We start from the raw sequence: 24,014 nt of genomic DNA, 5'->3' as shown, positions 1-24,014 counted from the left end.
ACAAATGGCTAGAGTTCGTGTAGGTCGAGTTGGCGAACAAATCAAGAAAGAATTAAGCCAGATCGTTCAGTCCGAATTGAAAGATCCTCGTATTGGTTTCTTGACCGTTACGGGTGTAGAAGTAACGAATGATTTATCCTTAGCTCGCGTGTTTCTTAGCGTGATGGGCACAGAAGAAGAGAAAGCAGCAACACTTAAGGCGCTTTCTGTAGGTTCCGGATATATTCGTTCGGAATTAGGCAAACGAATTCGTTTACGTAAGATTCCAGAACTGCAATTTAAGTTCGATGCTTCTATTGATTATGGAAGTCACATCGATAACTTATTGCACAAGCTTAATCAGGAAGGAAATACAAGCGTATGAGCAGTGGAATGAACCATGCCACCGAATACAGCCAGCAGCTGGCAGCAGCAGCTACGTTTATCGAGCAGCATGATGATTTCCTGGTGGTATCTCACATCCAACCGGATGGGGATGCCGCCAGTTCTACGTATGCAACCGGTTGGATTCTAAAACAACTGGGAAAATCCTTTACAATGATCAATGAGGGCGCTATGCCCTCTAAATTTTCCTATTTATGGGGAAGTGATCAAGTTCTTGATTTTGGCAAGAAAGTTCCAGCAAGACTTTATCAAACCATCATAAGTGTAGATTGTGCTGATTTCTCCAGAATGGGTAGGATCAGCACTCTTTTTGATGACCAAGCACGGCTGCTCAATGTTGATCATCATCCAACGAACGATAGATTTGGTTCGTGCCATTTGATAAAACATGATGCCGCTGCAACCGTTCAAATTTTATATGATTTAGCTATACATATGAAGCTTGTACCGAATTTAGAGTTTGCTGATTGCATCTACACTGGCTTGCTGACAGACACAGGTGGTTTTCGGTATTCGAATACCTCACCTGAGGTTATGCAGATTGGAGCAACACTGTTATCACTTGGTGTTGAGGGCTCTGTCATAGCTGAACAAGTGCTGGAAAGAGTCACTTATTCGCAAATCGTACTTCTTCAGAAAGCTTTATCAACACTTTCATTTGCCAATGATCGTAAATTAGCATGGCTTGCTGTTTCTCTGGCTGATTTAGAGTTAACTGGTGCCTCGAGCGACGATCTGGATGGGCTTGTCAACTATCCGCGTAATGTGGAAGGTGTGGAAGTGGGCATGCTATTTAAAGAGAAAGCAGTCGGTGTAATTAAAGTAAGTCTCCGCTCATCAGGACTTGTTGACGTTGCTGCGATTGCGCAATCACTTGGCGGTGGCGGCCATGTTCGTGCATCAGGCTGTACAATCCAAGGTACGCTTGAGGAAGCAGTAGCCAAAATGGTTCAGGAAGTAGGGAACGAACTCATATGACGTTAGAAGGCATTTTGCCTGTATGGAAACCAGCGGGCTTCACTTCTCATGATGTTGTAGCCAAAGTTAGAGGTATCCTTGGGATCAAACGCATCGGCCACACGGGAACGCTTGACCCGCAAGTAACCGGGGTTTTGCCATTATGTATAGGTAGAGCTACTCGAATGGTTGAGTACATTCAGGAGCTGCCTAAGGAATATGAAGCTGAGCTCCGAATTGGTCTTTCTACCGATACGGAGGATATGACGGGTACTGTGTTGGAAGAAGTTCCAGATGTGACTTTGGATGAAATGAGAGTCCGTCAGGTTCTTCATTCTTTTGTCGGAGAAATCGAACAGGTTCCACCGATGTTCTCAGCAGTGAAGATTGATGGGAAACGACTCTATGAATTAGCCCGTGAAGGCAAAGAAGTAGAGCGTAAGTCACGTAAAGTGACGATTCATAAGCTAGACATTCTTCATATGGACCTTGAGCAAAAGCATCCAGAGATTCAATTTCGTGCTTCTTGCTCCAAAGGAACCTATATAAGAACCTTGTGTGTGGATATTGGCAAGGCTCTCGGATACCCAGCGGTGATGAAAAGTCTAATTCGTACATCGACGGGCAGTATTCGCCAAGAGCAGTGCTTAACATTTGAACAGATTGAACAAATGAAGGTTCAAGGATTACTGCAGGCGCATATGATTCCTATGGATCAGGCGATTTCACATATCCCATTCATTGAACTATCTGCCGGGGAAGCTGTACATGCACTACAGGGGAAGAAAATAGCAATGACTGCGAATCGGACGGCTCATGCAGATGCATCACAAACCATTTTCAGGGCTTATTCGCCTGATGAACGGTTTCTTGGTTTGTATGAATGGAACAGCGCTAGCCAAGTCCTGATCCCAGCCAAAGTGTTCCTCTAATTATAACGTCACGGGACAGGTTGAAATGGGTAGGTGAAATGAACTTATGCGCATAATACCAATATCATATCCCATTAATATGGATGATTTGGACCTAATAGTAGGAGATCAAGTGGTGGCAATTGGTGATTTCGATGGTGTACATTTGGGACATCAGGAAGTCATCGGACGAGCCCTACGCACGGCTAAGAATCTTGGGCTGAAGGCGGCTATTATGACCTTTCACCCACATCCTAGAGCAGTAATGGGTCAAGATAGATATACGGATCTTATAACTCCGATGAGTAAGAAAATGAAGATGTTTGAATCGCTGGGTGTAAATCATACCTATGTTGTTACTTTTGATGCCTCTTTAATGCGGTTATCCCCGGAACATTTCGTGGATCAAGTATTGGATCGACTTGGTGTTGAAAGTGTCATTTGTGGTTTTGATTTTACGTTTGGTTTTCAAGGTAAAGGTACCCCGGATTCGCTTTGTGAGTTGAGTCATGGGAAATTTTCTGTAGAAGTGGTGAGACCCTTTCATATGGATGGCGAAAAAGTTAGCAGTACACTCATTCGTGAATCATTGCAGCAAGGGGACATAGACACAGTTACCAGACTTCTTGGGCGTCCCTATAGTATTAGCGGCATCGTTGTGGATGGAGAGAAGCGTGGGAGAACACTTGGCTTTCCTACCGCGAATATTCAACTGGATGAGTCTTACGTCATCCCTACCAATGGTGTTTATGCGATTAAAGCTTCTGTTAAAGGGGAAACCTATAAAGGGGTTATGAATATTGGTGTAAAGCCTACCTTCACAACCGGAGAATTGAAGCCCTCATTTGAAGCTCATTTATTTGATTTCTCCGAACAAATTTACGGTGAGCATATGAATGTTGAACTCATAGCTTTCCTTCGACCAGAGCGGAAATTCTCATCCCTAGACGATTTGGTTACTCAAATTAAACTTGATGTCGAAACGGCCAAGAACAAATTATAACGTTACAGTTGAAACAAGCATTTACTTCTACTGTGCGATTATGATATACTGAATAACGTTGCCAAAAGGATCTATACCTTCTGGCATGAACCTTAGCTTGGACATGCGCTATCATCGGCGATTTCTAGGCTAGCGGGGATACAATAGAATTTAGGAGATGAACAATCATGGCATTAACTCAAGAGCGTAAAACACAACTGATTCAAACTCACAAGGTACATGATACCGATACGGGTTCACCTGAGGTACAAGTAGCAATCCTTACAGAAAACATTGTCAACCTGACAAATCATCTGCGGACTCACAAGAAAGATCATCACTCCCGCCGTGGTTTGCTCAAAATGGTTGGTCAACGCCGTAAGCTGCTAGCATACGTGAAGAACAAAGATGTGAGCCGTTACAGTGCTTTGATCGAAAAGCTTGGTTTGCGTCGATAAAACCGACAATGAGAAGCAACCTGTTGCTCCTTTGCTGGGCTTGATAAAGCTTTGGCGAAGAAAAGCAACGAGGTTGCTTTTTCTTGTATTTTTAAAACGGAAAAAGAAGGAAATACTAGACATTACGCAGAAATAGTGGATGACTCCAGCGTTAAGCAATTTTTTAGTACATATGGAGCATAATATTAAAGGTTTCTGTACCTTACTTTCTGTGCATGTTTATCAAACACATATGAATTGAATAGAACAATTCCTTAGGAGGATGTTATGGAGAAAAGGGTACAAATGGAACTTGGCGGCAAACCGTTCATTCTTGAAACGGGAAGACTGGCCAAACAAGCCAATGCAGCTGTAACTGTACGTTATGGCGATACGGTTGTGCTGAGTACAGTAACAGCTTCAAGCGGACCGAAAGATCTGGATTTCTTTCCGTTAACGGTTAATTATGAAGAAAGATTATATTCCGTTGGTAAAATTCCAGGTGGTTTTATTAAACGTGAAGGACGTCCAAGTGAGAAAGCAATCTTAGCGAGCCGTTTAACGGATCGTCCGATTCGCCCTCTTTTCCCTGAAGGCTTCCGTAATGACGTGCAAATCGTTTCTATCGTAATGAGCGTAGACCAAGAGTGTCCGCCAGAAATGGCAGCAATGATTGGTACTTCTGCTGCACTAGCAATCTCTGATGTTCCTTTCAATGGGCCAGTTGGTGGCGTGATTGTTGGACGAGTAGATGGGCAATTCGTTATTAACCCGACGGGTGAAACAGCAGAGAAAAGTGATCTTCACTTGACAGTTGCCGGCACTAAAGATGCGATAATGATGGTAGAAGCTGGTGCGAATGAAGTTTCAGAGGAAGTTGTACTCGAAGCTATCATGTTTGGACACGATGAAATCCGTAAGATTGTTGCGGTAATTGAAGAATTAGTTGAACAAGCAGGCAAACCAAAAATGGAGGTCAAACTTCATACGGTTGATGCCGAGGTAAATAGTGCTGTTCGTGAATTTGCTCAAGCTAGACTAGTTGATGCGATTAAAATTCCTGAGAAGCATGCTAGACAAGAAGCAATCGATGTTGTGAATGCCGAAGCTGTGGAACATTTTACAGCCTTGTATGCAGAAACTCCTGGCTTACTAGGTGATGTGAAAGAAACGCTTTATGATATCGTTAAAGAAGAAGTACGTCGTTTGATCACACATGATAAAGTGAGACCAGATGGACGTAAACCAGAAGAAATTCGTCCAATTGATTGTGATATTGATTTGTTACCGCGTACTCACGGTTCAGGCTTGTTCACACGTGGACAAACACAAGCACTTAGTATCTGTACATTAGGCGCTTTAGGCGATGTTCAAATATTGGATGGCTTGGATCTTACAGAAACCAAACGTTTCATGCATCACTACAATTTCCCTCCGTTTTCCGTTGGGGAAGCAAGACCGCTTCGTCCACCGGGTCGCCGTGAAATCGGACATGGTGCATTAGGAGAGAGAGCTCTTGAGCCGATCATCCCGAATGAAGTTGAATTCCCTTACACAATTCGTCTTGTGTCTGAAGTATTGGAATCGAACGGTTCAACATCCCAAGCGAGTATTTGTGCAAGTACACTTGCTCTTATGGACGCTGGTGTTCCGATTAAAGCTCCGGTAGCTGGTATTGCAATGGGTCTGATCAAAGACGGAGATCATTTCTCCATTTTATCCGATATTCAGGGTATGGAAGATCATCTTGGCGATATGGACTTTAAAGTTGCGGGAACGTCTGAGGGTATTACAGCCCTGCAAATGGATATCAAGATTGATGGGATTGATCGCAGCATCCTGCAACAATCTTTGCAGCAAGCCAAAGAAGGTCGTTTGCACATTTTAGGTAAAATGGTATCTCGTATTTCTGAACCTAAGAAGACTCTTTCCAAATACGCGCCTAAAATTCTTACGATGAACATCAATCCGGACAAAATCCGTGATGTCATTGGTGCCGGTGGTAAAATCATCAATAAAATTATTGAAGAAACTGGCGTGAAAATTGATATCGAACAAGATGGCCGTGTATTCATCGCATCATCCAACCAAGAGATGAACGAAAAAGCACGTTCTATTATCGAAGGCATCGTACGCGAGGTTATTGTGGGTGAAACTTACCTGGGTACCGTAAAACGCGTTGAGAAATTCGGAGCATTCGTAGAAATTTTGCCTGGTAAAGAAGGTTTGGTTCATATTTCACAAATCTCCACAGAGCGTGTAGCGAAAGTGGAAGACGTAGTGAACATTGGCGATCAAATCACCGTCAAAGTAACCGAAATTGACCAACAAGGAAGAGTTAATCTTTCTCGCAAAGCGACATTAACTTCGCAAGTCTCGGCTCAAACCTAAGCCGCGTGACTTGTGAAGTCCCTTTTAAATAGTTTGGATAAAGAGTCAGATCAATCTGCCTCTTTTTTGCTATCTAGACATACCTGGACATGCCTCGTTCTACTCTTGTCCTTTCCTGCATAAAATCAGGAAATAAGGAAGGGGGATCTGTGTATGCTCCACAAAAAATGGCTTCTTCTTGGAAGTTTTTTTGCTATGGTTTTGCTTACATTGGATGCAATCCCTAGCGTAGGAACTTACATCAATGCAGTTAAGAATAATCAAATTCTAGCAGATACTAATTGGATGGATGAAGAAGCACTCCCTGTCTTTGCCTCTACCACTTTAAATTCAACGGAACAAAAGAAGTCAAAGCAAAGCATTTTACTAGAAACGATCATGAAAGAAGCTGAAAAACGAAAGATTCCCCCCATTAATGCTAAAATTGATCCCGTTTGGAAAGCTATTCCCGGTTACAATGGATTAGAAGTCGATATTGAGGAGACGCTCAAGCTTGCAGAGCATCACTTAACGCCGAATAAAATCAATTATGTAATGAAAGAAGTGCAACCTAGTATTCAATTAAACGATCTCGGTCCGAATCCGATATATAAAGGGAATCCGAAGAAGCCAATGGTTTCTTTCATGATCAATGTTGCTTGGGGAAATGAGTATTTGCCTAGTATGCTAGACACTCTCCGCAAAGAAAATATACATGCGACTTTCTTTCTGGATGGCTCGTGGTTGAAGAAAAACGTAGAAATGGCCAAAAAGATCCAAACCGAAGGGCATGAATTATCTAATCACGCTTATTCACACAAGGATATGAGAAGTATAACGCGCAGTAAAGCTGTTGAGGAAATTTCTAAAACAGAGGATCTGTTGAAGCAGCAGCTTGGTGTAAAGAACATGCTGTTTGCGCCTCCTTCGGGTTATTTTAACCAAGAAACGGTTCAAGTAGCATCGGAGTTCAGTCTGCAAACTGTACTTTGGACTTTCGATACGGTAGATTGGAAAAATCCAGGGTCTGAGCGAATCCTTCAACGGTTATCGACAAGTGTCGAGCCTGGATCACTTATTTTGATGCATCCAACGACCTCATCCAAGGAAGCACTGCAAGGTATGATTCGTATCATTAAAAATAAAGGGCTGACGATTGGCACCGTATCTGAGCTTTTATCCTCTAAACGTGTTCCTGAAGCAGGTCAAATCGCGAATTAATCGATGAATCAGCTGCAAATTTGAGTCGTTGGCACATTTTTGTTAGACTGAGTAAGTATAATTGGGGAAAAGGACTTTAGGTGCTACAATTCGAGGAGGAACCTTGGTGATCAAATATCGCTTACATAATGGCTTGAGAGTCGTCATGGAACAAATTCCTACGTTTCGATCGGTTACGTTCGGGATCTGGGTGAAGACGGGCTCGCGTAATGAGTCTCAAGATAATAACGGCATTTCGCATTTTATTGAACACATGTTGTTCAAGGGGACAGAACGCCATACAGCCAAAGATATCGCGGAGATATTTGATGGAATCGGAGGAAATGTGAATGCATTCACCTCCAAAGAGTACACATGCTATTATGCAAAGGTTCTCGATGATCATTTGCCTCTTGCCATGGATATGCTTTCGGACATGTTTTTCCATTCTGCATTTGATGAGAGTGAGTTAGAAAAAGAGAAGAACGTCATTTATGAAGAGATCTCTATGTATGAAGATACACCGGACGATCTGGTTCATGATTTATTGGCCAAAGCTTCTTATGGCTCACATCCGCTGGGGTATACGATCCTCGGAACCCAGGACAATTTATCGAAAATGAAATCCGAAGATCTGCGTAACTATATGAAGCAATATTATAATACCGAAAATACGGTTCTTAGTATTGCTGGCAATATTGATGATAGCGTACGCGAGCTTATTGAGAAGCATTTCGGGGAATTCGCTCAAACGGGCATGGAAACAAGTTATGACGCACCGGATTTCCTTGGAGAACTGATTTTCCATGCGAAAAAAACGGAGCAAAATCACATCTGTCTATCGCTTCCTGGTCTTTCGCTTCAAGAAGAGAATCTATATCCGATGGTACTGCTCAATAATGCCATTGGCGGTGGAATGAGTTCTAGATTGTTCCAGGAGATTCGCGAGAAACGCGGTCTCGCTTATTCCGTTTATTCGTACCATTCTTCGCATATCGACAGCGGCATGTTCACGATTTATACTGGCACAGCGCCGAAGCAGACGGAAGAAGTGCTCAAAGTGACTATGGAGCTGCTGCATGATATAGCAGTGAATGGAATGACGGATTCTGAACTAAAGAAAGGAAAAGAGCAGCTGAAAGGCAGCTTGATCCTTAGTTTGGAGAGTACCAGCAGCCGTATGAACCGATTCGGGAAAAATGAGCTGATGACTGGTAAGCATTACAGTCTCGACGAAATGATTGAGCGAATTGAAAGCGTTCAGATGGAGAATATTCGTCAATTGACGAAAACGCTATTCGGGACACCTTTTGCTCTATCTATGGTAGGAAATTCGGATGATGTAATTAACGGCTTCAGGAGGGATCAGCTTGTCTCTCTATAACTTTGACGTTCAAATTAAACGGGTATCCGGACAGGAGGATATCCTTCTGCCTCAGAAAATGTCCGCCGCTGCCAGCGGCTTCGACCTTCATGCTGCAGTGAGCGAGCCGATAGTGCTAGGTCCAGGTGAGCGTCAACTCATCCCGACAGGCTTTGCACTAAGTATGCCGCCTGAGCTTGAAGCTCAGATCCGGCCGAGGAGCGGGCTTGCCTACAAGCATGGCATTACTACACTGAATTCACCGGGAACGATTGATGCCGACTACCGCGGAGAAGTGAAAGTGCTGCTGATTAACCATGGGCAGGAACCGTTCACCATTCAGCGGAATGAGCGAATTGCGCAGATGGTTTTCCAGCTTGTCCCACAGATCCAGCTCAATGAGGTTTCGGAATTAACGGAGACGGAGCGAGGATCAGGCGGTTTCGGCCATACTGGACGGTAACAGCTCTACTACATACGTAAGCATAAATACCAGAACCCCTTTCTAATTGAAGGGGTTCTTTTTGTTTTCCAAGGAACTGAGCACGGAAAGTCACCCATCCTTAGGCGAACGCATACTATAACGTATCGAAACGGACCGAGAAAGGGGTGTAAGAATGCTCACTGGGATTTCGGTTGCTATTATGGGTGGAGACGCCCGGCAGCTTGAAGTAATTCAGAAATTTACTGAACTTGATGCTACGGTGACATTAATCGGCTTTGACAATTTAGGGAGGCAATTTAGCGGTGTTTCAAATGCTAAACTCGATCCCGTGCTGTTTCAAACCGTAGATGTACTTATTTTACCTGCTGTAGGTACGGATGATTCGGGACAAGTGGAATCTATATTCTCGAGTGAAGAGATGAGACTGACAGATGATCTTATGTCTTCACTGCCAAAGCATGCCAAAGTGTATACAGGAATGGCCAAAAGCTTTCTAAAAAAGCTTTGTGCGGCACATGGGATTGAGGTAGTGGAGTTATTCGAGCGTGATGATATAGCGATTTATAACTCCATTCCGACAGCTGAGGGAGCGCTAATGATGGCGATCCAGAACACCGATATTACCATCCATGGTTCAGTTAGTATGGTTTTAGGTTTTGGTCGTACAGGTTTTACAATGGCCAAAACGTTACAGGGATTAGGGGCAACCGTGAAGGTTGGCGTGAGGAAACCGGAGCATTTTGCAAGGGCGTGGGAGATGGGTTTTCAGCCTTTTTATACAAAGGATCTGTACCCGGAAGTGGGGAATATTGACTTGCTTTTTAATACAATTCCGACTATGATAGTCACAGCGCAAGTTATTACTAATATCCCACATCGCGCGCTCATCATCGATTTGGCTTCTAAACCCGGCGGAACGGACTTCCGATTTGCCGAGAAAAGAGGCATCAAAGCGATGCTAGCGCCCGGTTTACCTGGCATCGTCGCCCCCAAAACAGCTGGCCGCATCATGGCAAACACACTTAGTCAGCTGATCGTGGAAGACTTCAAAGACAGGAGCGATGTGGAATGAATTGGCAAGGGAAAACAGTCGGATATGCTTTAACTGGTTCTCACTGTACGTTGGAAGAAGTCATGCCGCAGATTAAGAGATTTGTAGATGCAGGTGCACGTGTCATTCCGATTGTATCGAATACAGTCATGACCACCGACACACGTTTTGGTAAATCAGATGATTGGCAGCAACAGATAAAGGATATAACAGGGAACGAAATTATATCTACTATTGTAGCCGCAGAGCCACTAGGTCCATCCAAGCTGCTTGATGTGATGGTTATTGCGCCATGCACAGGGAACACGACTAGCAAGCTAGCAAACGCAATGACAGAGAGTCCAGTACTTATGGCTGCAAAAGCACAAATGAGAAATTTGCGGCCGCTAGTTTTAGCGATTTCGACCAATGATGGGCTGGGTTTGAACGCGATGAATATCGCAAAGCTTCTCATTACCAAAAACATTTATTTTGTGCCCTATGGTCAAGATGCACCTGGAGCGAAGCCAAATTCGTTGGTAGCTCGGATGGACTTGATTATGGAAGCCTGTGAAGCTGCTCTTGAAGGTAAGCAATTGCAGCCCATGATTATTGAGAGATTTCTATACTAATTCATATATAACAACTTGAAGGGGAGAGTCCAGCTCATGTCGAACCAGAAGCTTTTTAACGTTGCAGTCGTAGGCGCTACAGGCGCAGTAGGAGAACAAATAATCCGTCTATTGGAAGAACGGAATTTCCCCATCAAGGAATTGAAATTACTCTCTTCCGCTCGTTCAGCGGGCGTTAAGCTTTCTTTCAAAGGTCAAGAAGTAACCGTTCAAGAAGCGACACCAGAAAGCTTCGAAGGCGTTGATATTGCTTTATTTAGTGCTGGAGGCGATGTTACGAAGGCATTAGCTCCTCACGCGGTTAAGGCGGGTACGATCTGTATCGATAATACGAGTGCATACCGAATGGATCCTGAAACACCTCTTGTGGTGCCTGAGGTAAATGTTGATAAAATTAACGAGCACAAAGGCATTATTGCCAATCCGAATTGTTCTACGATCCAAATGGTAGCTGCACTTAAGCCTCTATATGACCGTTATGGGATTTCCCGTATCATCGTGTCAACATACCAAGCTGTTTCTGGAGCTGGTGCTAAAGCGATTAACGAAATGTTGAGACAATCGAAAGAAGTGCTTGAAGGAAATGATGCGAATCCGGATATTTTGCCGGTTGGTTCTTTGCCAGTGAAACATCAGATCGCTTTCAATGCGATTCCGCAAATCGATAAGTTCCTCGATAACGGTTTTACGAATGAAGAAATGAAAATGATTCTTGAAACGAAAAAAATAATGGGCGATGAGTCCATTGAAGTTACAGCTACATGTGTCCGTATTCCGGTTGTTTATGGTCATTCTGAGTCTGTCTATGTTGAATTAAAAGAAGATTTCGACGTAGAAGAAGTGAAGACGTTACTTGCAAATGCCCCTGGTATTGTTCTTGTTGACAATCCGGCTGAGCAGCAATACCCCCTTGCTACAGATGCAGCGGGTAAACTGGAAACTTTCGTTGGTCGTGTACGCCGTGATTTGAGCAATCCAAAAGCGCTAAATATGTGGATTGTTTCTGACAACTTGCTAAAAGGCGCTGCATGGAATGCTGTACAAATTGCTGAATATATTGCTATAGAACAATAATCAGCAACAATGACTGCGATTATTATCGTGCAGTGAATATGGGGGAAACTCATGCGAATCCTTGTACAAAAATTTGGAGGCACTTCGCTTTCCACCGCTCATGCCAGAGAACACGTTATTGGACACATTCAAGACGCACTTATCAATCATTATAAATTGGTTGTTGTTGTATCCGCGATGGGAAGAAAAGGAGAACCTTATGCGACTGACACGCTCTTAGACCTCGTTCGAAAGAACGGGGATGGGCTGCCAGCGCGGGAACTCGATATGTTAATGGGCTGCGGAGAGTTAATTTCTGCGGTACATTTGTGCAGCTTATTACAAGCAACAGGTATTCGTTCTACGGTTTTGACAGGTGGGCAAGCTGGTATTCTTACGAATGATGTTCACGGTAATGCCCAGATAGTAGCTATGCAGCCTAACAGGATCCTTGAATTGCTGGAACAAGATATGGTAGTCATTGTTACCGGATTTCAAGGTAAAACAAGTCAAGACGAACTAACAACATTAGGGCGCGGTGGTAGTGATACATCGGCTACTGCTCTTGGGGCTGCCCTTAAAGCAGAAATTGTAGATATTTTCACGGATGTCAACGGAATATTGACAGCGGATCCACGGATCGTTGAGGATGCTAAACCGCTAGTTCGTGTTAGCTTCGCTGAAATCTGCAATATGGCACATAATGGTGCTAAGGTTATACATCCACGCGCGGTAGAAGTAGCCATGCAGGCTAATATTCCGATTCGCGTCCGATCTACGTTTTCCAAAGAAGAAGGAACGTTGGTTACAGCTTCAGACAGTATCCCTACGGATATGAGTCAAGTGAGGGATCGATTCGTTACGGGAATTGCCCATTTTACGAACATTACTCAAATTCATGTTGCTGCGGTTGAAGGTCAATTCGATCTTCAGCTTCGTGTATTTAAAACGATGGCGCTGCATCAGATTAGTGTTGATTTTATAAACGTCAATCCATCGGGAGTCGTTTATACGGTGTTCGATCATGAAGCGGAACGCGCTCTAAAACTGCTCAGAGGTCAAGGCTATGATCCTAAAGCCGTGAGTGGATGTGCGAAAGTTTCGGTGATCGGTGGCGGTATGAACGGAGTACCAGGTATTATGGCGCAAATTGTTGAGGCATTAACGGTGGAGGACATACGTATCCTTCAATCAGCCGATTCAAATACAACGATTTGGGTGCTTGTCCATGGTGTTGATATGATTAAATCTGTTAGGGCACTACATCATAAATTTAATTTATATAAGTGAAAATGTGAGATTGAGGAGGTATAACGTTGGATTTTGGAAGAGTAATTACAGCTATGGTCACTCCTTTTGACGAGAATTTACAAGTGAACTGGGAGCAAGTGGAACCATTAATTAACTATTTGATCGAAGAGCAGCAGTCGGATAGCCTTGTTATTTGTGGCACGACTGGTGAGGCACCAACATTAACAGACGATGAGAAGCTGAAACTTATCGAACTATCCGTTCGTTATGCTGGTGGGCGATGCAAGATCATTGCAGGTACAGGAAGTAATGACACTGCGCACACCATTCATTTTTCCCAAAAAGTTGAGAAACTTGGAGTCGATGCTTTACTGATCGTAGCTCCTTATTATAACCGCCCTTCCCAAGAAGGGTTGTACCAGCATTTTAAAGCAGTAGCTGAGTCTGTTCAGGTATCGATTATGCTTTATAATGTACCGGGACGCACAGGTGTGAATTTGGATGCGGAGACAACTATTCGTCTATCCCAAATTCCGAATATCGTGGCTACCAAAGATTGCGCTAACACGGATCAATTGACACGTATACTTAATGATGCAGCTCCTAATTTCCTAGTGTACAGTGGGGATGACAGCAGTGCGCTGCCTGCTTTAGCGGTAGGATGTCAGGGAATTATTAGTGTTGCTAGTCATGTGATTGGAAAAGAAATGCAATCTATGATAAAGTATTATTTAGAAGGTAACACTCAGCAAGCGGCAGAACTTCATCGTAAGCTTCATCCTGTTTTTACTGGCATTTTCCGTGTGCCGAGTCCTGCTCCAATTAAGCATGCTCTCGCATTGAAAGGCATTCAAACTGGAGGCGTAAGACTTCCGTTAGTTCGTGTATCCGAGCAAGAAGGACAATTCATCCAATCACTTTTTGTATGATAACGCCTAATGAATCGGTGCTTCCGGCATCGGTTTTCTTTTTTTGGGGAATCTAAAGTAATAGGTATTAACTTGTATTTGTTGTTTTTTTTCATGTATAATGGTTGCAAGTGACTAGTTCGGTTTTTTCATTTAAAATTCGTCGTCCAATCTTAGAAGGAGGTATATTCTTGTCCAAAAAAAATATTGATAAACTTTTGATCTTCGCTCTTGGCGGCGTGGGCGAAATCGGAAAAAATATGTATTGCGTTCAGTATGCGAACGATATCATCGTCATTGATAGTGGTTTGAAATTTCCAGAGGAGGACATGCTTGGAATCGACATCGTCATTCCAGACATTGGATATCTAACGGAGAATCGGGATAAAGTACGCGGCATTATCATCACTCACGGCCACGAAGATCATATTGGCGGCTTACCTTATGTACTTAAGCATCTTAACGTTCCACTTTATGCAACTAAGCTTACAATGGGACTTATCGAAGCTAAGCTGAAGGAAGCAAATTTACTCGGTACTACGAACCGGATCCTCATTAATTCGGAATCCGTTCTATCCTTAGGCGTTCTTACAGCAACATTCTTCAAAACCAATCATAGTATTCCTGATTCTGTGGGTGTCGCTTTAGATACACCAGAAGGTGTTGTTGTTCATACAGGAGACTTTAAGTTCGATCAAACTCCTGTAAATGATCAATATGCGGACTTGCATCGTATGGCAGAAATTGGGAAGAAAGGCGTACTTGCCTTGCTTTCTGACAGCACAAATGCAGAACGTCCTGGTTACACAGGCTCTGAGCGCAGTGTTGGGGTTGAGATTGAAGAAGTGTTCCGTAAAGCTAAGCAAAGAGTTGTTATTGCGACATTTGCATCCAACATTCACCGTGTTCAACAGGTGTTTGATGCAGCCGCAGCAACAAATCGCAAAGTAACAGTAATCGGTCGCAGTATGGTTAACGTGGTTTCGATCGCTAGCGAGTTAGGGTACTTGCACATTCCGGATGGCATGCTAATTGAGCCAGAGGAAGTTAACAAGCTTGCCGCTGATCGCGTTGTCATTCTTTCCACAGGAAGCCAAGGAGAGCCAATGTCTGCTCTTACAAGAATGGCACGTTCAACTCATCGTAAAATCGATATTTTACCTGGGGATACGGTCATTATTGCGGCAACTCCAATTCCAGGGAATGAGCGCTATGTAGGCCGTACCGTAGATGAGTTATTCCGTATTGGCGCTAATGTGATTTACGGTCCAGGTTCTGTTACTGGCGTACACGTATCAGGTCACGGTAGTCAAGAAGAATTGAAGTTAATGCTCAATCTTATGAAGCCTAAGTACTTTATTCCGATTCATGGCGAATATCGCATGCTGCGTCAACATGGCATCCTAGCCGAGTCTGTCGGCATTCCTAAAGAAGATATATTTATGTGCGATATCGGTGACACAGTAGAAATTCAAAATGGCGTTGCTCGCAAAGGATCTAAAGTTCAAAGCGGCAACATTCTGATTGATGGACTGGGTGTTGGAGATGTAGGCAACATTGTGTTGCGTGACCGTAAATTACTGTCTCAGGACGGAATCCTTGTGGTCGTAGTTACACTCAGCAAACAAGATGGCAAAATTTTATCTGGACCAGATATTATTTCTCGCGGGTTCGTGTATGTACGTGAATCTGAGGGTCTCTTGGAAGAAGCCAATCGTATCGTAACGAATACGTTAACGAAATTAATGAATGAAAATGTAAATGAATGGGCATCTTTAAAAACAAACGTGAAAGATGTTCTCGGACGCTTTTTATATGAACAAACCAGAAGAAGACCGATGATCCTTCCTATTATCATGGAAGTCTAGGCTCGAACAAGTCACTTGAACCTATGCAATAGTAAAGCTCTCTCCATCACTGGAGGGAGCTTTTTTTCTTATAGTTCGTAGGGTGAGAATGCATGAAAGTACGCAAATTTATTCATACTATGGGAGATTATGAACAGTACATGCAAAGTTTGCTAGCACAATGCAGTTTAAGCTTACAAAGCTGTTTTTGCAAAAGCAAAACTCGAAGGGGGATTTTCAGTGGCAGCACCCACAGGACCGAAACAACAAGAACCGGAAACGGAAGAAGGTAAGAAGAACGCAGTCCTCGAAAACATTCAACAGTTAGGTCAAACTAATACGCTTTCTGGCGAATCTAATATTTTCTGCCTCACCATTATTGGACAAGTGGAAGGACATATCGTTCTCCCTCCCCAGAATAAAACGACCAAATATGAGCACCTAATTCCGCAATTAGTCGCCGCAGAACAAAATCCGAAGATTGAAGGCGTTATGATTATTTTAAATACAGTAGGGGGAGATGTAGAAGCAGGACTTGCCATCGCGGAGATGGTTGCAACTTTATCGAAACCATCCATTGCTTTGGTACTAGGTGGCGGGCACAGCATTGGTGTTCCCATCGCAGTATCAGCGGACTACTCGATTATTGCTGAAACAGCAACAATGACGATTCACCCAATTCGATTAAATGGTTTAATTATTGGAGTCCCACAAACATTTGAATATTTGGATAAAATGCAGGAACGTGTTGTGCGGTTTGTAACGAAGCACTCTAATGTAACAGAAGAAAAGTTTAAAGAGTTGATGTTTAAGACTGGCGAGTTGACAAGGGATATTGGGACTACGGTCATTGGTATAGACGCCGTTAAATATGGCTTGATAGATCAAGTAGGCGGTATCGGTGATGCAATCCGAGAGCTTAATCAGCGAATAGAGATTAAGAAAGCAGCGGCGAGCGGAGGCATTGTACAATGATACATTACTCGGTTATACCGATGGATGTGATTTTTGAAGGAATGGAGACTTACGAACCCAAGTTTATCGAAATCGATCAGGGTGGAGTTAAAATGCAAATTGAACCGATTAGTGGCTTTCAGGCACGAATTGTTAGGCTGTTTAGTTGTAATCCTCAGGATTATTTGAATAATCAATATGCCCCTGGAACTATTATTTCATATAGTCCTGTAGTAGAGGCAACTTTAACTTTCTAGCTTGCTCTTCCTGTATCATCCCCCAAGTCAAATATGGTATAATGTGGACTTGGGGGTGGCAAGCGTGGCGAAACGCAAGAAAAAAGGTAAGGCTCTAAAAACAAGCTTGTTATTCGAGTTATATGGTATTCTCATTCTAATCTTCTCGGTCATTGCACTTGCTCATCAAGGGCATGTCGGGAATTCGTTGATTTACCTTTTTCGATTTTTTGTGGGAACGTGGTATTCACTTATACCTCTGATTTTCATATATGTGGCCTTATATGCGATGATCAAGAGAGCCTGGCCACAGATGGTTACGCCCAAGAAAGCAGGGATACTGCTGTTCATTCTTGGACTGCTAATAAAAAATCATATTGATTTGTTCGCTCAATTATATCCTGATGGCGGTTTCACGTCTGGTAAAGTCATTGGATCAACATGGAATGCCATGTTAGATGGTCTGAAACCAACAGAAGCAGGCAAAGCGGCACTCGAGCATGGTATTGGCGGCGGCATGATTGGCGCTATGCTGTACAGTGTCCTTTACTTTCTGTTCGACTATTTGGGCGCGAGATTAATCCAATATGCGCTGTTCGTCATGGGCTTTATTCTGGCAACAGGTATTTCTTACGTAGACGTTGGCAATATCGTGAAGGGTCGATTCAGTAATGTTGGCCAAAATTTTAAAGATAGAATGAAAGAGTGGCTGCAGGATCGCGAGGCACGTCAGCCCCAAACAGTCTCCGCAGGTTCTAGTGCAACTAAGGCGAAGAAATCCTCTTATGTTCCTGTTGATGATGAATTCGATGAGGAAGTCTTTCAGCCTGTTAAACGGGCGAAGAAGACACCACTTTTCATGGAGCTGCTTCGTCCTAATAAGGAAAGTCGGAAAAAGGCTGCAGTCGAGAATAATTCAAATGCAGATGAATTAAATGATTTAGATGCAGTAGATGAAACCGAGCAAGTTCTTTATAAGTCAGGCGCGAAGCAAGCTGCTGAATCAGATTCACCCTCCTCAGATCAACCAATCACACCTATTATTCGTGATTTTCAAGAGCAGGTTTTCCAAGAAGCTCAGCAGGCAGTCAAACATCCTGCAGCTTCCTCTACAACGCCGACCTCTAAAGTTCAGGGAGCAGGGGCTGTTGATGCGGATGATGAGCCAGTTACGCTGGAATTTCAGGAGAATGTGCCAATTGTTCAAACACGGCCATATGAAATGCCTTCCCTTGATTTATTAGCGAAGCCTGCTGTTGGCAAAGGCAGTGAGATGGCCGACTATAAAGCGAATGCAAGGAAGCTCGAAGCCACCTTGGAGAGCTTTGGGGTTCGTGCCAAGGTGCTAGAGGTCGTCAGAGGCCCTGCCGTGACACGCTATGAGATACAGCCTGACGTGGGTGTGAAGGTCAGCCGAATCGTCTCCTTGACCGATGATATCGCGTTGGCGCTTGCCGCCAAGGATATTCGGATGGAAGCTCCGATTCCTGGTAAAGCTGCGATCGGCATTGAGGTGCCGAATCTGGAGGTTTCGATCGTGACCATGCGTGAGGTCATGGAAACATCCGCTTTTCAAGAATCCAGCTCACGGCTATCGGTTGTACTTGGACGTGATATTTCTGGACAACCAATCGTCGGAAATTTGGCAAGAATGCCTCACTTACTTGTAGCAGGAGCCACCGGTTCAGGTAAATCCGTCTGTATTAATGGGATTATTACAAGCATTTTGTATAAAGCTAAGCCTAATGAAGTGAAGTTTCTTATGATCGATCCGAAGATGGTTGAATTGAATGTCTATAATGGGATTCCACATCTACTGGCACCAGTTGTAACTGATCCTCGACGAGCTTCGTTAGCACTTAAGAAAGTCGTCGTAGAGATGGAAAAGCGTTATGAACTATTCTCGAAAAGCGGAACGCGAAATATTGAGGGCTACAACGCGATGTTAACAGAAAGCGGTACAGCAGTCCCTCTGCCATATTACGTGGTTATCGTGGACGAGTTAGCCGATTTAATGATGGTTGCTGCTAACGATGTGGAAGATTCTATCACCCGCCTTGCTCAAATGGCCCGTGCTGCGGGTATTCATTTAATTATTGCTACTCAACGACCGTCCGTTGATGTTATTACTGGCGTGATTAAAGCCAATATTCCATCGCGTATTGCGTTTGGTGTTTCGTCTCAAGTTGACTCAAGGACCATTTTGGACATGGTCGGAGCCGAGAAGCTGTTAGGTCGAGGGGATATGCTTTATTTACCAGTAGGCGCGTCCAAACCTGTTCGTATCCAGGGTGCCTTTTTATCTGACCAAGAAGTTGAACATGTGGTTGGCTTTGTACGCACACAGGAGCAGGCGAATTACCAAGAAGAAATGGTTCCGCATGTGGAAGAAATGCCGGAGCAGCATAATGAATTTGAAGACGAGCTGTACGACCAAGCTGTTCAAATTGTATTGGAAGCCAAGCAAGCCTCTGTTTCCCTGCTGCAACGACGTATGAGAGTCGGTTATACACGTGCAGCAAGGCTGGTTGACTCTATGGAAGCCAAAGGGGTCGTTGGCCCTTACGAAGGCAGTAAGCCTCGAGAGGTGCTGATGTCGATTGAACAATACCATCATAATCGGATCAGTTCCTAACATAAAAAGACGATTGTACAAGCACTCTCCTCAGGAGAGTGTTTTTTTTTTTGTATAAACAAAGAGTCCCTTTCTCATAATAAGCAAGAAAAGGCTGTAATTTGAAAAGTGAGGTTGAGAAGGGGAATGAATAAACGATTAATTGTACTTACATTTTGTATTGTTTTCGTACTAGTTGTCGCTTTTCAGTTGAAGGGAAAGTTCAATCCACCTGCAGAAGAAACGTTTAGTAAAAATGAAGTGCGTTATGGAGCCACAGGAGCTGATGTTAACGAGCTGCAAGGCAGATTGAAGTTCATTGGCTTCTATAGCGGCAGTATAGACGGAGATTATGGGTATAAAACTTTATTAGCAGTGAAGCGATTCCAAGGTGAGTTTGGGATGAAAGTAGATGGCGTTGTAGGTCCCAAGACCAAGCTTAAACTGTGGGAAGCTACGAAGAATTGGAGGCCTACAGCACCAACAACAGGAAGACAAAGCAATGCAGGCAAAGAAACGGCTTCTTCAAATCAAAAACCAGCCAATTTGCTGCCTTCGAATAACCTGGGCTTGTCTGAACAGGATCTGAAGATTATGGCGAATGCGGTGCATGGGGAGGCTCGCGGAGAGCCTTATATTGGCCAAGTAGCCGTTGCAGCCGTCATTTTGAATCGAGTGAAGTCAGCTAGTTTTCCAAATACGGTTTCTGGTGTTATCTTTCAGCCTGGTGCTTTCACAGCCGTAGCGGATGGCCAAATATGGTTAACACCTGACGAATCATCGCAAAAGGCCGTAAAAGATGCACTGAATGGATGGGATCCTTCGGGTGGGTGCATCTATTATTTCAACCCGGTAACGGCAACATCCAAATGGATTTGGAGCAGGACGCAAGTCAAAACTATTGGGAAGCATATCTTCTGTAAATAATTTAGACATGGACAAGGAGAAGGAGCCAGCTTTGGTTGCTTCTCCTCTTCGTATAGGAATATAATGGATTTATATCACGGACAAAGAAGGGAGACCGACCTTTGAAGCATATACAATTTGAGCGCACTACATGGAATCATATACGTTTACATGTGCTGCCGACAGATCGGTTTAAAACGTTTGCCATTTCAGTGTACATAGGCCGTCCTCTAGAGGAAGATACGGTCACGAGTACCGCATTAACACCATTTGTACTTCGTAGAGGTACGGAATTACGCCCAGAAACGAAGCAATTTCGAGAATATTTAGATGATTTATATGGTGCAGGATTCGGCTTTGATATTTATAAACGAGGCGATTACCAAATTGTTCAGTTACGTATGGATATCATCAATGACCGATTCGTGAAATCAGCCCAATCTTTATTAAAGCAGGGACTTGATTTCGTTGGAGAAACTTTGACAAAGCCAGCCCTAGAAGAAGGGCATTTTCGTAACAAATACGTCGATGCTGAGAAGCAGACTCTCCAGAAGCGTATAGAATCAGTCATTAACGATAAAATTCGGTACGCAGCTGAACGCTGTATCGAAGAAATGTGCAGTGATGATCCTTATCGGCTTCACCCTTTGGGTAAAATCGATGATTTGGACCCCATCAATGCTGAGCAACTGTACGAACAATATAAACATTGGCTTCAAACCGCACCAATCGATATTTATGTCGTTGGAAATACGACTCTTTCTGAAGTAGAGGGCATTGTAAAGCAGGCATTCTCCATTGAACGCAAAGAGGATGTCGGCTATATAACATCTGCCCCGCGGGGGGCATCAGGTGATGTGAAGACAATCGTTGAACGTCTGGATGTTAATCAAGGGAAACTGAACATGGGATTGCGTACCAATATTTCGTATCGAGATGAGCAGTACCCAGTAGCTCTTATGTATAATGGCGTTCTCGGAGGTTACCCGCACTCCAAATTGTTTACGAATGTTCGTGAGAAAGCGAGTCTGGCCTATTATGCCTCTTCTCGGTTTGATGGTCACAAAGGCATTCTGACGATTCAATCGGGGATTGAAATGGCGAATTATGAGAAAGCGGTTGATATCATAAAAAAGCAGTTGACTGCCATGGAGCAAGGTGAGATCAGTGATATTGAATGGAATCAAACCCGAGCCATGATTGCCAATCAACTGCGCGAAATTCAGGATTCCGCATTTGAATTAATTTCATTTGACTTTAATGCTATTTTATCTGGAAAAGAACGTACGGTTTCAGGCTTGATTGAATCTGTGGAGCAGGTAGATATTACGGCTATTGCAGAAGCTGCTAAGCGTGTTCAACTGGATACGATATACTTTTTGCGGGACCAGAAGGGAGAGTAGAAGATGCAGGTTATTCCTTATCCACACCTTGGTGAAACCATTTATCACGAGAAGCTTGATAATGGGCTACATGTGTTTGTACTACCCAAAGATGGTTTCCAGAAAACCTATGCGACGTTCACGACGCAATTCGGATCTGTTGACAACTTTTTTCAAGTTGAAGGGAAAGAGGCAATACAAGTTCCGGATGGCATTGCTCATTTTCTGGAGCACAAAATGTTTGAAGAGCCTGAAGGTGATATTTTCGCTACTTTCGCTTCAAACGGCGCTTCGGCTAACGCTTTTACAAGCTTTGATCGGACAGCGTACTTATTTTCATCCACGGATCACTATTTAACGAATTTAACGACATTAATTAATTTTGTGCAAAACCCTTATTTTACAGATGAAAATGTAGAAAAGGAAAAAGGCATTATTGGTCAAGAGATCAAAATGTACGAAGATAATGCGGATTGGAGAAGCTATTATGGATTAATTGAATCCTTATATGCTAAGCATCCCATCCATATCGATATCGCTGGTACAGTAGAGTCCATTGCCGAAATCTCAAAAGAAACCTTGTATGAGTGCTACAACACATTCTATCACCCCAGCAATATGAGCCTGTTTGTGGTTGGAGGCGTAGATCCAGAAGAGGTTATTTCGTTAGTTAAAGAGAATCAAGCTGCCAAAACTTTTCCGCCTCAAGGAAATATCCAACGATTTTTCCCAGATGAGCCATTAGAAGTGAAGGAAGCGCGCAGAGTAACATTACTTCCTGTTTCAATGCCAAAATGCTTAATCGGATTCAAGGAGCCTGCGCCTTCTTTAAGTGGGAAAGACTTACTAGTTAGAGAATTGACTACGAAATTAATGTTAGATGTTTTGTTCAGTTCTAGCTCTGATATTTATCAGGAACTATATGATGAGCAATTGATTTCTGATAATTTTGGTCATGAATATAATTGCAGTGAGGGTTATGCTTTCTCCATTCTTGGCGGAGATACCAAAGATCCGGACCAACTTGTAGCGCGCATACGCGAAGAGGTTGAGAAACGTAAGGATCCAGGACTAGATGAAGTCACCTTCGAGCGGAGTCGAAAGAAGAAAATTGGTAATTTCCTACGGATGATGAACTCACCGGAATCCATTGCGAATGAATTCACTAAATACCGTTTCAAAGATATTGATTTATTCGATATATTACCTGTTTACGAGCAAATTACACTTGAAGACGTGAACCGTCGGTTCCGCGAGCATTTTGACTGGAGCAGACTTGCTATTTCGATTGTGCAAAGTCGTAAGCCGTCGTGACGTTCCCTAAGCCATTCAGTGAACAAACAGTTCTTATAACAGGAGCTAGCCGGGGAATTGGTGCTGCGATTGCTGAGCGTTTTGCCGCGGTAGGCATGAACGTTGTTATTCACTACCGTGAATCACACGAAGCTGCTAATGAAGTGGCCAGATCCTGCATGAAGCATGGCGCCAAAGTGTTAACCGTATCAGCGGATGTAAAATCTCGTGAGCAAATCAATAAAATGCAAGAAAAGCTGGAACAAAGAGGCATGGTCCCTGATATTATCGTCAACAATGCGGGGATTTCTCACTTTGGTATGCTTTCTGATGTTAGCGAAGAAGATTGGGACCTGGTAATGAATGTTAATCTTAAAGGCGCCTTTCTTTGTACACAAACTTTCATGACGGCAATGGTCAAACAAAAGTATGGCCGCATTATTAACGTATCCTCTATATGGGGCATCTCAGGTGCCTCCTGTGAGGTTGTATACTCAACAGCCAAAGGTGGGTTGAACGCCTTCACGAAGGCGTTAGCGAAGGAGCTGGCTCCTTCTGGTGTGACGGTGAATGCCGTAGCGCCTGGTGCGGTACATACCGAAATGATGGCAGGATTTCAACCTGAGGAGCGAGAAGCGATCGCCAATGAAATTCCGGTAGGCCGTTTTGCTTTGCCTGATGAAGTTGCTTCTCTTGTATACTTTCTAGCACTGCCTGAATCCGGTTATATTACGGGTCAAATCATAAGTCCAAATGGTGGATGGTTAACCTGAGTACAGTGTAGGAAGCCTCGCGCATAATTTTAAGCTGAGAAGCGAATATTACGTATGTAATGACCATTTCTCATAACTCAAAGGAG

At 43.5% G+C, this 24,014-nt stretch carries 22 protein-coding genes; all 22 read left to right on the top strand.

Translation table 11 applies throughout. The features are described 5' to 3' along the window. The first annotated feature begins 4 nt into the window (after nucleotides 1–4). The 22 genes from rbfA (at nucleotide 5) to ymfI (ending at nucleotide 23,928) form a co-directional block, all read left to right on the top strand. The gene (gene rbfA / locus GC102_RS03460) at nucleotides 5–364 is read left to right on the top strand and encodes a 30S ribosome-binding factor RbfA (RefSeq protein ID WP_171648889.1); all 360 of its coding nucleotides are present in this window, start codon (nucleotides 5–7) and stop codon (nucleotides 362–364) included. Continuing rightward, nucleotides 361–1,362: a DHH family phosphoesterase gene (locus GC102_RS03455; RefSeq protein WP_246320715.1), complete on the top strand. Its 1,002-nt coding sequence runs from the start codon at nucleotides 361–363 to the stop codon at nucleotides 1,360–1,362. The genes rbfA and GC102_RS03455 overlap by 4 nt, the downstream gene beginning before the upstream one ends. Then, nucleotides 1,359–2,273: a tRNA pseudouridine(55) synthase TruB gene (gene truB, locus GC102_RS03450; RefSeq protein WP_171688235.1), complete on the top strand. Its 915-nt coding sequence runs from the start codon at nucleotides 1,359–1,361 to the stop codon at nucleotides 2,271–2,273. Before GC102_RS03455 ends, truB begins: the two co-directional genes overlap by 4 nt. Before the next feature lie 46 nt (nucleotides 2,274–2,319). Beyond that, a complete protein-coding gene (locus tag GC102_RS03445; RefSeq protein ID WP_171688234.1) occupies nucleotides 2,320–3,255 on the top strand; it encodes a bifunctional riboflavin kinase/FAD synthetase in 936 nt (311 codons plus the stop codon). Between the two features lie 167 nt (nucleotides 3,256–3,422). Further along, nucleotides 3,423–3,692 (top strand): 30S ribosomal protein S15, encoded by a 270-nt coding sequence (gene rpsO / locus GC102_RS03440; RefSeq protein ID WP_029195252.1) that lies wholly within the window; start codon nucleotides 3,423–3,425, stop codon nucleotides 3,690–3,692. Nucleotides 3,693–3,959: 267 nt separating this feature from the next. Beyond that, nucleotides 3,960–6,062, top strand: coding sequence for a polyribonucleotide nucleotidyltransferase (locus GC102_RS03435; RefSeq protein WP_171688233.1), 2,103 nt, complete (start codon nucleotides 3,960–3,962; stop codon nucleotides 6,060–6,062). A 153-nt stretch (nucleotides 6,063–6,215) separates the two neighbouring features. After that, nucleotides 6,216–7,262 carry a polysaccharide deacetylase family protein gene (locus tag GC102_RS03430; protein ID WP_246320714.1) on the top strand — a complete coding sequence of 349 codons (1,047 nt, stop codon included), beginning with the start codon at nucleotides 6,216–6,218 and terminating at the stop codon, nucleotides 7,260–7,262. A gap of 106 nt (nucleotides 7,263–7,368) precedes the next feature. Further along, a complete protein-coding gene (locus GC102_RS03425; RefSeq protein ID WP_171688232.1) occupies nucleotides 7,369–8,625 on the top strand; it encodes a M16 family metallopeptidase in 1,257 nt (418 codons plus the stop codon). After that, the gene (dut, locus tag GC102_RS03420) at nucleotides 8,612–9,067 is read left to right on the top strand and encodes a dUTP diphosphatase (RefSeq protein WP_171688231.1); all 456 of its coding nucleotides are present in this window, start codon (nucleotides 8,612–8,614) and stop codon (nucleotides 9,065–9,067) included. Before GC102_RS03425 ends, dut begins: the two co-directional genes overlap by 14 nt. Before the next feature lie 154 nt (nucleotides 9,068–9,221). Next, on the top strand, nucleotides 9,222–10,121 hold the full coding sequence (dpsA, locus tag GC102_RS03415) for a dipicolinate synthase subunit DpsA (RefSeq protein WP_171648899.1): 900 nt from the start codon (nucleotides 9,222–9,224) through the stop codon (nucleotides 10,119–10,121). After that, nucleotides 10,118–10,711, top strand: a complete 594-nt coding sequence (locus tag GC102_RS03410; protein WP_171648901.1) for a dipicolinate synthase subunit B — start codon at nucleotides 10,118–10,120, stop codon at nucleotides 10,709–10,711. The genes dpsA and GC102_RS03410 overlap by 4 nt, the downstream gene beginning before the upstream one ends. A gap of 36 nt (nucleotides 10,712–10,747) precedes the next feature. Next, complete coding sequence (locus GC102_RS03405) at nucleotides 10,748–11,785, top strand: aspartate-semialdehyde dehydrogenase (protein ID WP_171688230.1); 1,038 nt, start codon at nucleotides 10,748–10,750, stop codon at nucleotides 11,783–11,785. Nucleotides 11,786–11,836: 51 nt separating this feature from the next. After that, entirely contained in the window at nucleotides 11,837–13,054 is a 1,218-nt protein-coding gene (gene dapG, locus GC102_RS03400) for an aspartate kinase (RefSeq protein WP_171688229.1), read from the top strand. Between the two features lie 26 nt (nucleotides 13,055–13,080). Next, nucleotides 13,081–13,944: a 4-hydroxy-tetrahydrodipicolinate synthase gene (gene dapA / locus GC102_RS03395; protein WP_171688228.1), complete on the top strand. Its 864-nt coding sequence runs from the start codon at nucleotides 13,081–13,083 to the stop codon at nucleotides 13,942–13,944. Between the two features lie 170 nt (nucleotides 13,945–14,114). After that, on the top strand, nucleotides 14,115–15,791 hold the full coding sequence (locus tag GC102_RS03390) for a ribonuclease J (RefSeq protein ID WP_171648909.1): 1,677 nt from the start codon (nucleotides 14,115–14,117) through the stop codon (nucleotides 15,789–15,791). Nucleotides 15,792–16,010: 219 nt separating this feature from the next. Next, nucleotides 16,011–16,745 (top strand): ClpP family protease, encoded by a 735-nt coding sequence (locus tag GC102_RS03385; protein ID WP_171648911.1) that lies wholly within the window; start codon nucleotides 16,011–16,013, stop codon nucleotides 16,743–16,745. Next, the gene (locus GC102_RS03380; RefSeq protein ID WP_171688227.1) at nucleotides 16,742–16,981 is read left to right on the top strand and encodes a YlzJ-like family protein; all 240 of its coding nucleotides are present in this window, start codon (nucleotides 16,742–16,744) and stop codon (nucleotides 16,979–16,981) included. The genes GC102_RS03385 and GC102_RS03380 overlap by 4 nt, the downstream gene beginning before the upstream one ends. Nucleotides 16,982–17,045: 64 nt before the next feature. Beyond that, nucleotides 17,046–19,595: a DNA translocase FtsK gene (locus GC102_RS03375; RefSeq protein ID WP_312883155.1), complete on the top strand. Its 2,550-nt coding sequence runs from the start codon at nucleotides 17,046–17,048 to the stop codon at nucleotides 19,593–19,595. A 126-nt stretch (nucleotides 19,596–19,721) separates the two neighbouring features. Further along, nucleotides 19,722–20,501, top strand: a complete 780-nt coding sequence (gene sleB, locus GC102_RS03370; RefSeq protein WP_171688226.1) for a spore cortex-lytic enzyme — start codon at nucleotides 19,722–19,724, stop codon at nucleotides 20,499–20,501. Nucleotides 20,502–20,602: 101 nt separating this feature from the next. Next, the gene (gene yfmF, locus GC102_RS03365) at nucleotides 20,603–21,883 is read left to right on the top strand and encodes an EF-P 5-aminopentanol modification-associated protein YfmF (protein ID WP_171648917.1); all 1,281 of its coding nucleotides are present in this window, start codon (nucleotides 20,603–20,605) and stop codon (nucleotides 21,881–21,883) included. Between the two features lie 3 nt (nucleotides 21,884–21,886). After that, nucleotides 21,887–23,176, top strand: a complete 1,290-nt coding sequence (gene yfmH / locus GC102_RS03360) for an EF-P 5-aminopentanol modification-associated protein YfmH (protein ID WP_171688225.1) — start codon at nucleotides 21,887–21,889, stop codon at nucleotides 23,174–23,176. Continuing rightward, nucleotides 23,173–23,928, top strand: a complete 756-nt coding sequence (ymfI, locus tag GC102_RS03355; RefSeq protein ID WP_171688224.1) for an elongation factor P 5-aminopentanone reductase — start codon at nucleotides 23,173–23,175, stop codon at nucleotides 23,926–23,928. Before yfmH ends, ymfI begins: the two co-directional genes overlap by 4 nt. The last annotated feature ends 86 nt before the right edge of the window (nucleotides 23,929–24,014 follow it).

It is taken from the genome of Paenibacillus germinis, from assembly GCF_013141785.1.
Lineage (GTDB): Bacteria > Bacillota > Bacilli > Paenibacillales > NBRC-103111 > Paenibacillus_E > Paenibacillus_E phytorum.
Note: the sequence above shows the minus strand (reverse complement) of the source record. Positions and strands in the feature narration are given on the sequence as shown.